The sequence below is a fragment of the Priestia sp. ABM2_011 genome (assembly GCF_056158845.1).
In genome coordinates this window covers 866,465-879,095 of the sequence record NZ_JBSWUB010000001.1, presented here as the reverse complement: position 1 = coordinate 879,095, position 12,631 = coordinate 866,465, and the positions used below count along the sequence as shown (strand labels likewise).

Below are 12,631 nucleotides of genomic sequence, written 5' to 3'. Positions count from 1 at the left end.
TTTATCGGGGGGAGAAAATGATTTATCTGGACTATGCAGCAACAACGCCAATGAGACAAGAAGCAATTGAGGTATATACTGAAGCGGCAACGAGCTATTATGGAAATTCCAGCAGTCTTCACACACTTGGAACACAAGCAGAGAATCTGCTTACACTATGCAGAAAAAAATTAAGTCTGTTAGTAAATTGCCGAGAGGATGATCTTTTTTTTACAAGCGGGGGAACAGAAGCTAATTACTTAGCTATCCACTCTCTTTTAAAAGGAAACACTAGCAAACGAAAACATTTGGTTACAACGAAGCTTGAACATTCTTCAGTTCTTCATACGTTGCAGCAGCTTGAAAAAGAAGGCTTTTCCTTATCTTACGTACCTGTAGATCAAAACGGCGTTGTGTCTGTAGACGACTTAAAGAAGACGATTCGACCTGACACTGTGCTAGTAGCCATTCAGCATATCAATCATGAGCTCGGTACAATTCAGCCAGTTGAGGATATTGGCCATTTTTTATCTAAAAAAGAAATTCTCTTTCACTGTGATTGTGTTCAATCTTTCGGTAAGCTTCCTATTGATGTTAAAAAGCTGAAAGCTGATAGCATCTCAGTTTCTAGTCATAAAATTTACGGACCAAAAGGTGTAGGAATGGTATACATGAATTCAAGTTCTTCTTGGAAGCCTATTTATCATAAAGCAACTCATGAAAAAGGCTTTCGCCCTGGGACTGTAAATACCACAGGCATTGCTGCCTTTACTGCAGCAGCTGAATGCGCATATGCAGAAATGAAGACCGCCAGAAGCCATTATGAGCGCTTAAAATCGTACTTACTGGAAAAACTAGAATCTCTTGCTCCTTTTATAGAGGTAGAAGGCCTTGGGAACTCTCATTTTCCTGGAATTATTGGACTGACATTTTCAAACATACAGGGTCAATATGTTATGTTACAATGTAATCGTCACGGAATTGCTATATCTACGGGAAGTGCCTGCCATGTAAATCAGCAGGAACCATTAGCTTCTTTACTTGCGATTGGCAAATCGACTGCGAATGCTAAGAACTTTGTACGTCTTTCATTTAGTCAACATTCAACGTTTAAGCATATTGATCGACTCATATCCGTTTTTCATTTATTACAGCAAGAATTTATGACAGTGTAAAAGGAGGGATTAAAGGTGCCAGGAACTCAAAAAAAAATTCTTGGAGAAGAAAGAAGAGAACTTATTCTACAATGGTTACAAACAGAGAATAAACCAATGACGGGCAGTGAGCTTTCGAAAAGAACAAACGTTAGCCGCCAAGTCATTGTACAAGATATTTCGCTGCTTAAAGCTAAAAATGAGCCCATTATCGCAACAAGCCAAGGATATATTTATATTCAAAATCCATCTCAAACTACCGTGCATCAGCGAATTATTGCCTGTCAGCATACGCCAGAAGATGCTGAAAAGGAGCTTCTCCTGCTTGTTGACCACGGCGTTCTTGTAAAAAATGTAACCGTTGAACACCCTGTGTATGGTGAATTAACGGCTTCCGTTATGATTCAAACCCGAAAAGAAGTAGAAACGTTCATAAAAAAAATTCAAGAAACAAACGCAACTTATTTATCTCAGTTAACAGAGGGGATTCACCTTCATACGATTGAAGCAGATACAATTGAAAAACTGAATGCTGCCTGCTTAGCTCTTGAAGCGGAAGGTTATTTAGTTTCGAATGAGTAAAAAGGTGTTATAACAAAAAAAATCCCGCTTTAAAGCGGGATTTCTGTTTCAAGTAGTGTATGAGGATAGCTTCCTAACAGCTCTACGCTACAGCCCAGTGCCTCAAGTTCAGCCATAGCCCCAGGGATTAATACTTCATCCATTTTTTGTTCAATATCAACGATAAAGAAATAGTTTCCAAGCCCTGTTTTCATGGGACGGGATTCAATTTTAGACAGATTTAGCTTACGCCAGGAGAAAGCTGAAAGCACTTGATGAAGCGCTCCTGCCTGATCAGATGGAAGTGTAATCATTAACGTTGTCTTGCACCCGTTTCCAGCTAAAAATGGCACCTCTTGCCCTCCATCTTTATGCAAAATAACAAACCTTGTTGTATTATGATCATAATCATGAATATTCGGGCAAGCAATATGTAATCCATATTCACGGGCTGCTAATCCATTCGCAATAGCTCCAATATTAAGCTCAGGGTGTTCGCTTACATATTTAGCAGCAAACGCCGTTGATGTCATCTCTTCTACTGCAGTTGACGTACATTCTCCGTGTAAAAATTTATGACACTGCGCAATTGCATGAGGATGAGAATAAATCGTTTCAATGTTTTTCCACTGTTCTGCATGAGATGGATGAACCATTAAATGCTGACGAATTGGAAGCACAATTTCTCCAACAATCGGCAGACGACGTTCGTGAATAAGATAATCAAGTGTTAAATTTACAGATCCTTCAAGTGCATTTTCTAACGGTACAATTCCATACTCAATCTCTCCTTTATCCACTGCATCAATGCATGCTGGAATTGTTTTGTATGGAATATGGTCGTGCTGTTTAAATACGCCTTGGACGGCCACATGTGTAAATGTTGCCTTTGGTCCTAAATATCCTACTTTCCCCACAATCATGCCTCTCCTTATCTATATCTGTTTACCATTATGCCCCTGAACCAAGCACGTCCACTTTATCTACAAACTCTAAGCTTTTCAGTCTTCGCAGCATTTCATTTAACTCAACACTCATACTTGCTGTATCTAATGAAAGAGTTACGTTGGCACGCCCTTGTAAAGGGATGGTTTGGTGAATTGTTAGCACATTGCATCCTGATGATGCAACGGTGCTCAATAAATGTGATAAAGTTCCTGATCGATCTTCAATATGAAAAAATAGTGAAATAATGCGCTGTTTGACAACCGTCTGAAACGGAAAGACCGTGTCGCGGTACTTATAAAAAGCACTGCGACTCAAGTCTACGGCTTGTACAGCATCTGCTACCGACTCAGCTTTTCCCCGTTCAATTAACAGCTTCGCATCCAATGTTTTTTTCATCGCTTCTGGTAATACATCTTCGCGAACTAAATAAAACTGCTTATCGCTCTTATGCAAGTAAAGCCCCTCCCCTTATCCTATGAACAACAATTAGTCGATAAATTCAAATTCATATTCAAACAGCTTTACAATGTCGCCATCTTTTGCTCCTCGTTCACGAAGGGCTTCATCGACGCCCATGCCTCGAAGCTGGCGCGCGAATCGACGAACTGATTCTTCACGTGAGAAGTCAGTCATCTTGAATAATTTTTCGATTTTTTCACCGCTTAATACGTATGAGCCATCGCTATCACGCGTAATAACAAATTCCACTTCTTTCTTTTCATGCTTGTACAGTACGCGGTGCATAGATAGATCTTCCTCTTCTTGCATTGGGAATTCCGGCGTCGTTTCTACAAGATCAGCTACTGTAAATAACAGTTCGCGTATTCCATCACGCGTTGCCGCAGAAATTGGAAAGATTTTCACTTCGTCCCCTACTTTTTCTTTGAATGCAGCTAAATTCTCTTCGGCTTGCGGGATATCCATTTTATTTGCTACCACTACTTGCGGACGTTCCGTTAAACGCATATTATACTGACGCAGCTCTTCATTAATAGTTAAGTAATCTTCATATGGATCACGGCCTTCTAAACCTGACATATCGATTACATGGACAATCACGCGGGTACGTTCAATGTGACGTAAAAACTGATGACCTAATCCTACACCTTCATGTGCACCTTCGATTAGCCCTGGTAAATCTGCCATCACAAAACTGCGATTATCTTCTGTTTCAACTACTCCCAAATTCGGATTAATTGTTGTAAAATGATATTCAGCAATTTTTGGCTTTGCAGCAGACGTTACGGATAATAACGTTGACTTTCCAACACTTGGGAAACCAACTAATCCTACATCGGCTAATACTTTTAATTCAAGAATGACATTTCTCTCTTTACCTGGCTCTCCATTTTCTGAAAGCTCCGGTGCTGGATTTGCAGGTGTAGCAAAACGCGTATTCCCACGCCCTCCGCGTCCACCTTTAGCAATCACTGCGCGCTGGCCGTGCTCAACTAAATCAGCAATCGTTTCGTTCGTATCTTCATCCAACACAACGGTACCTGGTGGAACTTTTACAATCATCGGCTCAGCGTTACGTCCGTGCTGTCCTTTTGACATTCCATGTTCACCACGGCTTGCTTTAAAGTGACGCTTATAGCGGAAATCCATCAGCGTACGTAATCCTTCTTCTACTTCAAAAATGACATCTGCACCGTGACCACCGTCACCACCTGCAGGACCTCCTTTTGGTACGTACTTTTCGCGACGGAAGGCAACCATTCCATTTCCTCCGTCGCCACCTTTTACATATACCTTGACCTGATCTACAAACATTTCTTTTTCACTCCGTTCTATATCTTAGCTCTTGCCATAGCAAAAGCGCTTTTAACTTATTGTGAGCATAAGGCTAAATTCATCTTCAGACATATGCTGTTCAACCAATGCAGCTCCTTGAGCGCACTCATAACATTGTAGCTTGTTTTGTAGCTTCTGTATATCTGTTAGTATTCCACTAAAGTCAAAAAAGAAACGAATTCCCTGTTCTTCAATGCATACTGAAATACTCAAATAGTTTTCTGCATGATAATCAACATATTTTTCGAGTGCTTCTGTCAAATAGCAACACCAGTTGTATACGAACTCATCGTATTGTGATAAATCCTTCAATTCTCCAAGCACTTCCACATCTAAGCGAACAGCATGGTTATTCCAATGATAGGTCATAACAAAGCCCGCAAACAGTCGCATATTGATGTTTGTTAACTTGGATTCATGTTTGGATTCATTTACAATTTCTTCAATGATTTCATTCGCTCGATCAAGCCGATTCAACGCTAGATTGCCTTTGATTAATTGCAGCTTATTTAACCAATCATGCCGCGCGTATCTTAATACCTCTACGACATCCCATTCTTTTTCCATCTTAGCACTCCTAACTTTGACTCGAGCATAAGTATTTCACAACGCTGACAAACATCTCGTATCAATCTTCTTAGATATGTTCGATTATAACAAATTCCAATGGGTAATAGGTGAAATATTCTACAAAAAGAAAACTCTAACCTACTTGGGTTAGAGTTTTCTTTTTGTATCTTATGCTTCTTGAGCAACAGGGTATACAGATACTTTTTTACGGTCACGACCGAAACGTTCAAATTTAACGATACCGTCGATTTGAGCGAATAAAGTATCATCTCCACCACGACCTACGTTTGCACCTGGGTAAATTTTAGTACCGCGTTGACGGTATAAAATTGAACCACCAGATACGAATTGGCCATCAGCACGTTTAGCACCAAGACGTTTCGAGATTGAATCACGACCGTTTTTAGTACTACCTACTCCTTTTTTAGAAGCGAAGAATTGAAGGTCTAATCTTACTAACATGACATCCACCTCCTGTTTAGTTGTCGTTAATTTTTATATAATTACTGTAATCTAATTCGATCGTTTTCAGTGAAACAACCATACCTTCTAATAGCAATTGAATCTGTTCCAATGTGAACGAATTCACATCTTTCGGAATCTCACAACGGAGATAGCCACCATCTCCACCTTGCTCTAAGTGCGGTTCAACCCCACTTATTGAAAAGATAGCATTAATTGTTCCAAATGAAACTGCAGATGCTCCCGCACAAACAAGATCTTTTCCGTGTTCGGAAAAGTCAGCATGTCCACTCATCGTGAACCCGTCAACTTTCTTATTTGCATCACGAGAAATCGTCACCTTAATCATTTGTTATAATTACGCGTTGATAGCGTCGATTACAACTTTTGTGTAAGGTTGACGGTGACCTTGCTTACGACGATAGTTTTTCTTTGCTTTGTATTTAAATACAGTGATCTTTTTAGCGCGACCTTGTTTTTCAACTTTAGCCGTAACTGTTGCACCTTCTACGAAAGGAACACCAACTTTCACGCTGTCGCCACCTACAAATAATACTTTGTCAAAAGTAACTGTTTCGCCTTGTTCACCAGCAAGTTTTTCAACGTAGATTGCTTGACCAGCCTCTACTTTAATTTGCTTACCACCAGTTTCAATAATTGCGTACATTCTCTGCACCTCCTCTAAAAACTAAGACTCGCCATCACAGGTGTTCAAGTGAACTTAAAACCTGTTCTGAGCGGTTGTAGCACGGGTGCTACAAACCAACATATTAAATCTTACTACAAATCAAAGGTTAGTGTCAATTGGAATTCATGTTTTCTTCTAAAAATTTATATAGAAGCAGAGACCCTTTTTTGAATCTGCTCTTTCGACCCCAATTGACGCAAAACAAATGCGTTTGTATAATCATCGTTTGGCGTAAGATATACGGTTTTTTTAACCATTTTCTCTAGAGCTTTGAGAAACCCTTGAGCTTTCATTTCATTTATAACATCACTTCGCGTCTCAATCCAAATAGCCTCTTCTTCCGCGCCGCGATGTTCCCAAATTACACGTTCAATTTGAAAAGCAACCGTTTTGGAATCAATCATTTTACCGGTTCCTTCACATACTTCACAAGGCATAGTTAATGTTGACCCAATGCTATTGCGCACTTTCTTCCGCGTTAATTGCAATATGCCGAGCTCTGTAAAGCCAACTACATTCGTCCGCACTTCATCTTGTTCACATAGCTTTTTCATATACCTTTCTACTTCTGTCCGATCTTCTTTATGAGACATATTTATAAAATCAATTAAGATCATGCCGCCTAAGTGACGTAATTGCATCTGTTTGGACAGTTCATACGCAGCTTCCATATTTGTTTGAAGCATCGTCTTTCGAATATTATCTTTTCCTGAAAACTTCCCCGTGTTCACGTCTACGACCGTCATCGCTTCCGTTTCGTCAATAACGATATAACCTCCACTTTTGAGCCACACGATTCGCTTTAAAAGCTTCTCTATTTGCCGTTCCACATCATAAAAGGAGAAAATATTTTCATTTCCTTTATAGTACTCTATTGACGAGTTAGGGTAGGCAGCTTGAAAATGTTGATATAGGTCAAAGTCATCTACTACTATCCCGTCAATTCCTTGTTGAAGTGCAGCTTGCACTCTTGTTTCGAGAAAATCTTGTCCTTTGCTGACTAGGGCAGGAGCTTTCATTCCCTGTGTCTGTCGTTCAAGGCGCTCATATTTCTTCTGTAGCTCTTTTATTTTGTGTTGGACCGCAGCTTCTGATTTTTCCTCAATCGCTGTTCGAAATAAAAAGCCTTCCATCCCCTGTTTTAACCGCTCGCCAAGCTGTTTCCACTGTTGGCGTTTTGGCTCATCTATTTTTTTGGATACAGCGACATAGTTTCCGTGCGGTAAATATACAAGCTCATCAGAAGAAAATTCAATAATACCCGTCAGCTTCGGCCCTTTTGTTCCAATGCCTTCTTTTACAACTTGAACCAATACTTTTTCTCCTTCACGAATAAAAGCAGACATCGGCTGCTGATCCTTGTGAGGATTATCTGACTGCTGATAGGATACAAGTTCATTTCGATGAATAAATCCGTTCATTGATAAACCAATATCGATAAAGGCTGCTTGCATATGCGGCAGGACTTTTACGACTTTACCCCAATATATATCACCAATAATTTGATTCTCGCTTTGTTCTTCTAAATATATTTTTTCTAGTGTTTTATCGTTTATCACGGCTATACGTTTGGAAGAAGTAGCCGCGTTAATGATACATGCCTTCACATACATTGCCTCACTTTAATCTAAATTCATAGGAAAAAGTTCGGTCAGTGCAACCGAACTTTTTTCATTCTATTCTATGTTACTAGAAATCAGTAAACTGTTACAAGTTCATCTAGTGGGCTATTTGTTCTTTTTTCTACAAAGTAAGCGTGTAAAAGTTCATTTTCATCAATTTGTACATGATCGCCTGTTTGAGATGTAGCAATAATCATATGCTTACAACCTCTTTGGAATTTTTGCAGGACTTGATGGAGCGTCTCACTGGTTGATACACTTAGCGTTTTTAAAGCTCCAATTGGATGCTCTTTTCCATGATACCTCTCCAACAAAAAGCGCATGTAGACAAATTGCCTGCTCTTCCATTCCAAATATCCGGATATAATTAAAAATGAAATAACAATCCATAAGTGCAGCTGAAAAGGATGCATAATGACGGCGTAGATAATACCGATAGCTAAAAAAAACGTTGATAACCGGAGTGCAAGCTTATGCGCTTCTAAAAATGGTAAAGAACGACTGCACATTAAAAAAAGCAGCTTCCCTCCGTCCAATGGCCAAATGGGCAAAAGGTTAAACAGTAAAATTACTGTGCATTGAAACATAAATTGCTCATACGTTTCCAAAGACAACACATTTATTTTCATTAATAAGAAAGCAGCTCCAAACATCCAAAGATGCTGAAGAGGTCCACTTATTGTCACAATAAACTCTTCTCGAAATGGACGATTACCATGTTCATCTACTTCTGCTACTCCTCCAAAAGGTAAGAGCATAATTCTACGAATTCGCCAAGAAAAACACTGAGCCGCTACGGCGTGGCCCAGTTCATGAATAATTACAATAATAAATAACAAAAAAAGCTGCTTTACCGTAGCCGTTAAGATACCAATTACGAAAATCCCCCAAAACAATGGATGAATGTGAATTTTCATTAATAACGAAAAAGCACTATTCAAATTGAATCACCTGACTAGGATCCACAAACTTATCGCCTTTTTTAATAGCAAAATAGAACGTTCCAGCATCGCCTTTTTTACTGTTTTCCACAATTCCTACTTCTTTGCCTTTATTCACAAAATCATACATGCTAACATTGATTTTTTTGAGCTGTCCATACCAAGTTTCAGTTCCATCGGCATGTTGAATAATAACGGTATTCCCAGTATCATCACGTTTTCCTACATACCTTACAATACCTTCACTCATTGCTTCTACAACAGAATCTACTCCTGTTTGAACCGTCACGCCTTGCTTACTTTGAGCAAATGTTTCCGTTACTTTCCCTGAAGCTGGAGTAGCGTATTCTCCGCTTACACTTTGCTCCGTTTTGCTAGACTCCTTATTCGGCAGTAGCGTTAACGGCTTCCCAAACTTATCTTCATACCAAGAGGAAACAGCCGCAAACTGAAATTCTTTATCCATTGTTTGTTGAACCACCACTCTGGCCTGTTCAAAAGCAGGAGAAGCGTTCTTGAACATAATCCCTACAATTAACACTAAGCAGGCCGAAGCTAAAATTTTAAATAAAAAGCGTTCTTTTCGAAATAACGGGTGATATTCCTTTGCTGATGGTGTGTATTCAACCGCAGAATAATCCATCGATCCATATTTTTCTTCTTCACTCATTAAGGACGTATGAAGAGGTTCTTGAGGAAGACGCTTCGTTGTATTTAATTGTTTTCGCTTGCGCTCAGCAATTCGTTTACGGATTTCATCAGCACGTCGATTCATGATTCATCATTCTCCTTGTTCTTATCGTATAATCAACTATATGACTTGTCCGTGGAGCTTATGACAGCTTGACTCTACAAAATCACACAAATAAAAAAAGCTTCCTCTATCGGAAGCTTTTTAAGAACGAACACCAAAGAATCGTTTAATACGTGCAAACATTCCCTTATCTTCTTCATCTAACGATTGAAGAGGAACCGTTTCACCTAGAATACGTCTTGCAATATTACGATATGCAATTGATGCTTTGCTTGATGGATCCATGACAATTGGTTCACCGTTGTTAGAAGCACGAATAACATTTTCATCGTCAGCAACGATTCCAATTAAATCAACAGCCAGAAGCTGAGAAATTTCTTCCACGTCCAGCATGTCTCCATTTTTCATCATATGACTACGGATTCGGTTAATAACCAGTTTTGGAGATTCGATATCCTCTTGCTCCAATAATCCAATAATACGGTCAGCATCACGAACAGCTGAAACTTCCGGTGTTGTCACAACGAGTGCCTTATCAGCGCCAGCTACGGCATTCTTATAGCCTTGTTCAATACCAGCTGGGCAATCAATAACCACATAGTCATAGTCTTGCTTTAACTGAAGAACTAACTCTCGCATTTGTTCTGGTTGAACAGCTGTTTTGTCACTCGTTTGAGCAGCAGGAAGTAAGTACAAACATTCAAAACGCTTGTCCTTAATCAAGGCTTTTTGCGGTTGGCATCGACCTTCTACCACGTCTACAAGATCATAAATAATACGATTTTCAAGCCCCATTACAACATCCAAGTTGCGTAAGCCGATATCAGTGTCTACTAGACACACGCGCTTTCCAGCTAATGCTAGAGCAGTACCTAAATTGGCTGATGTCGTTGTTTTTCCAACTCCACCTTTACCAGACGTAACAACAATAGCCTCTCCCACTGTCAAATTCTCCTTTCTACCCTGGTCAAATTCGGTCTTAGATGCGGTAAAGCTTGCACGCGATCTATCACCATTTGATCATTATCATCTAAGTATGCACATTCCATTATATTCTCTTCCTTCTCACTGCGCTCTTCTTCTGATCGGGTAATGATATCAGCAATGCGCAGCTGTGAAGGTTTCATTAACGATGCAGCAATAACGGCGTTTTTATTGCCGCGATATCCTGCATGAGCAATCCCTTTTAAAGCACCTAATACAAATAAATTTCCTCCAGCTACAACGGTTCCTCCGGGATTTACGTCTCCGACTAGAAGCAAATCGCCTTCTACATGGAGAACCTGTCCTGAACGAACTACCTTTGTAACAGATACTAATTCACTTTCTTCTCTTACTCGGACTGCATCTTGCTTTAAAATAACGTTACTATCAATTTGTTTAACTACTAAATACTGATTTTCTTCTATGAGCGCCTTCAATTCGGTTTCCTGCTCTGTAGTTAAATAACGATTTCCGATTTTGACATACACTGTGACGATTTGATCGGCATCGCCATGCTTATTTGTCAAAAGCTTCGTCTTAAGTTCCGTCAAAAGCTCTGCAAATGAACATGTATCATTGAGATGCAACGTTAATCCATCTTTTGTTCCTTTAATTGTCACATTTTGTTGCTTTTGTTTATTCAAGACGCTCACCTCAACGAATATATAATTTCGACAGAGACTTACTCAATTCCTTTTTTTCGTTTCTTCAATCAGCATTTTTATCACATCACGAACGAGAAGCGTAATATATTTTCGGATCAGCGTTCATCGATAAATTTAGCGAAATATTGAAAACATCTTTGAAGCGGAAATGCAAAAATGAGTGCAAATATGGCATTTAAAATGATGGTTGCGTAAAATCGCTCTTGCAAGAAGCGACCAATGGTCATATCGGATATATTAATAATGCTATTAATTCCATATACATAAAACTCAATAATGGCTACAGCTAATAGCGACATGCAGATTACGATAAGCGTATTTTGCTGAAAAATCTTCATTAGTTTTGATACGATATAGCATACGGCCGGCAATCCAAGCGCGTATACTCCTAAGACATCCGTAAAGGCAATATCGTACATGAATCCAAGGATTACCCCATATAGCATCGCTTGCTTTGGGTGATAATACACTGCCATAAAAGCCAGTACCACTACAACAAAGTGAGGCGATAGAATCCAGTCTCGCCATGGTGATGCCATGGCGACAAAATTAACAAAGATACTTTCAAACATAAAAACGACAAGCACGAGAATAGGAAGGACAAACCGCTTCATCAGTTAGCCTCCTCCGCCCCTAAATCGTCTTCAGCAGCGGGCGCACTTCTTTTAGCTACAACTACGTTATCTAAGTCATACAAGTCAGCAGCAGGTTTGATATAAGCTTTTTTCGTTAATCCATATTCATCAGGCTCAATTTTTGTGATAACGCCAATTGGAAGATTGCTAGGAAAAATGCCGTCTTCTTGTCCTAGACCGGACGTTACTACTTTTTGCTTTTCTTTAATATCAGCATCAAAAGGAATACGACGCATAACAAGCGCCTGTTCTTTATCATCATAGCCTTCAATTAAACCAAACACTTCTTTTTTAGCCTGAATTTTAGCAGATACACGGTTTGTACGATCTGATGAACTAATTAACTGCACAGTAGATGTGAACTTAGATGCATGCTTCACTTTACCAATCAGCCCTTCAGGAGTCATAACAGCCATATTTTCCTGTACATTATGAACCGTCCCTTTATCAATGGCAATTACCTCATGCCAACGGTCTGGATTACGAGCAATAACTGTTGCTTCGATTGGATTGTATTGACTTAAATCCGTTTTTTTGTCGAGCTGTGCTCTTAATTTTTTATTTTCTTGCTGCAAAGCGTTGGCTTTCGTTTCTAATTGCATGCGTTCGTCTAAACGGGCTTTTAATACCTCGTTTTCTTCGTATGTACGCTTTAAGTCACCTACATTCTGAAAGAAACCCGCTACAAATTGTGCGGGTTCATTAAAGGTAGCCTGAACAAGACCAACCGTATCTTTGACAAACTGTTCAGGCCACGTTACATTTTTACGACCATTTAACGAAAAACCAATCAATGCCACTAATACAATAATACTGACCAATAAAATAACTAAACGTTTATTTAAGAAAAATTGTGGCACGATCTACACCTCTT

General features: G+C 39.4%; 16 protein-coding genes and 1 other annotated feature. Of the genes, 2 read left to right on the top strand and 14 right to left on the bottom strand.

The genetic code is table 11. The features are described 5' to 3' along the window. The first annotated feature begins 17 nt into the window (after positions 1–17). Positions 18–1,154, top strand: coding sequence for an IscS subfamily cysteine desulfurase (locus ACXAE4_RS04655; protein ID WP_028411708.1), 1,137 nt, complete (start codon positions 18–20; stop codon positions 1,152–1,154). Positions 1,155–1,169: 15 nt separating this feature from the next. Next, positions 1,170–1,715 carry a transcription repressor NadR gene (locus ACXAE4_RS04650; RefSeq protein WP_028411709.1) on the top strand — a complete coding sequence of 182 codons (546 nt, stop codon included), beginning with the start codon at positions 1,170–1,172 and terminating at the stop codon, positions 1,713–1,715. 29 nt (positions 1,716–1,744) lie between these two features. Here the strand turns inward: ACXAE4_RS04650 and pheA are convergent, their stop codons facing one another. The 14 genes from pheA to mreC all read right to left on the bottom strand — a co-directional run bounded on the left by pheA (position 1,745) and on the right by mreC (position 12,617). Beyond that, positions 1,745–2,617: a prephenate dehydratase gene (gene pheA / locus ACXAE4_RS04645; protein ID WP_028411710.1), complete on the bottom strand. Its 873-nt coding sequence runs from the start codon at positions 2,615–2,617 to the stop codon at positions 1,745–1,747. Positions 2,618–2,645: 28 nt separating this feature from the next. Then, positions 2,646–3,095 carry an ACT domain-containing protein gene (locus ACXAE4_RS04640; RefSeq protein ID WP_028411711.1) on the bottom strand — a complete coding sequence of 150 codons (450 nt, stop codon included), beginning with the start codon at positions 3,093–3,095 and terminating at the stop codon, positions 2,646–2,648. Between the two features lie 33 nt (positions 3,096–3,128). Continuing rightward, positions 3,129–4,415 (bottom strand): GTPase ObgE, encoded by a 1,287-nt coding sequence (gene obgE, locus ACXAE4_RS04635; protein ID WP_028411712.1) that lies wholly within the window; start codon positions 4,413–4,415, stop codon positions 3,129–3,131. Between the two features lie 51 nt (positions 4,416–4,466). Then, complete coding sequence (locus ACXAE4_RS04630; protein ID WP_028411713.1) at positions 4,467–5,003, bottom strand: Spo0B C-terminal domain-containing protein; 537 nt, start codon at positions 5,001–5,003, stop codon at positions 4,467–4,469. A gap of 171 nt (positions 5,004–5,174) precedes the next feature. Next, entirely contained in the window at positions 5,175–5,468 is a 294-nt protein-coding gene (gene rpmA / locus ACXAE4_RS04625) for a 50S ribosomal protein L27 (RefSeq protein WP_013059335.1), read from the bottom strand. A gap of 16 nt (positions 5,469–5,484) precedes the next feature. Continuing rightward, the gene (locus ACXAE4_RS04620) at positions 5,485–5,817 is read right to left on the bottom strand and encodes a ribosomal-processing cysteine protease Prp (protein WP_289578473.1); all 333 of its coding nucleotides are present in this window, start codon (positions 5,815–5,817) and stop codon (positions 5,485–5,487) included. Positions 5,818–5,826: 9 nt separating this feature from the next. Further along, positions 5,827–6,135, bottom strand: a complete 309-nt coding sequence (gene rplU / locus ACXAE4_RS04615; protein WP_013059337.1) for a 50S ribosomal protein L21 — start codon at positions 6,133–6,135, stop codon at positions 5,827–5,829. 14 nt (positions 6,136–6,149) lie between these two features. Continuing rightward, positions 6,150–6,221: a sequence feature (ribosomal protein L21 leader region), on the bottom strand. A gap of 78 nt (positions 6,222–6,299) precedes the next feature. Continuing rightward, positions 6,300–7,769: an Rne/Rng family ribonuclease gene (locus tag ACXAE4_RS04610; protein WP_028411714.1), complete on the bottom strand. Its 1,470-nt coding sequence runs from the start codon at positions 7,767–7,769 to the stop codon at positions 6,300–6,302. An 83-nt stretch (positions 7,770–7,852) separates the two neighbouring features. Continuing rightward, a complete protein-coding gene (locus ACXAE4_RS04605; protein WP_289578474.1) occupies positions 7,853–8,719 on the bottom strand; it encodes a M50 family metallopeptidase in 867 nt (288 codons plus the stop codon). Further along, complete coding sequence (locus ACXAE4_RS04600; RefSeq protein ID WP_028411716.1) at positions 8,712–9,494, bottom strand: M23 family metallopeptidase; 783 nt, start codon at positions 9,492–9,494, stop codon at positions 8,712–8,714. Before ACXAE4_RS04600 ends, ACXAE4_RS04605 begins: the two co-directional genes overlap by 8 nt. A 120-nt stretch (positions 9,495–9,614) precedes the next feature. Then, positions 9,615–10,415, bottom strand: a complete 801-nt coding sequence (gene minD, locus ACXAE4_RS04595) for a septum site-determining protein MinD (protein ID WP_013059341.1) — start codon at positions 10,413–10,415, stop codon at positions 9,615–9,617. Positions 10,416–10,417: 2 nt separating this feature from the next. Beyond that, positions 10,418–11,101, bottom strand: coding sequence for a septum site-determining protein MinC (minC, locus tag ACXAE4_RS04590; protein ID WP_028411717.1), 684 nt, complete (start codon positions 11,099–11,101; stop codon positions 10,418–10,420). A 116-nt stretch (positions 11,102–11,217) separates the two neighbouring features. After that, positions 11,218–11,736: a rod shape-determining protein MreD gene (mreD, locus tag ACXAE4_RS04585; RefSeq protein ID WP_014458115.1), complete on the bottom strand. Its 519-nt coding sequence runs from the start codon at positions 11,734–11,736 to the stop codon at positions 11,218–11,220. After that, a complete protein-coding gene (gene mreC, locus ACXAE4_RS04580) occupies positions 11,736–12,617 on the bottom strand; it encodes a rod shape-determining protein MreC (protein WP_013059344.1) in 882 nt (293 codons plus the stop codon). The genes mreD and mreC overlap by 1 nt, the downstream gene beginning before the upstream one ends. Positions 12,618–12,631: the final 14 nt, after the last annotated feature.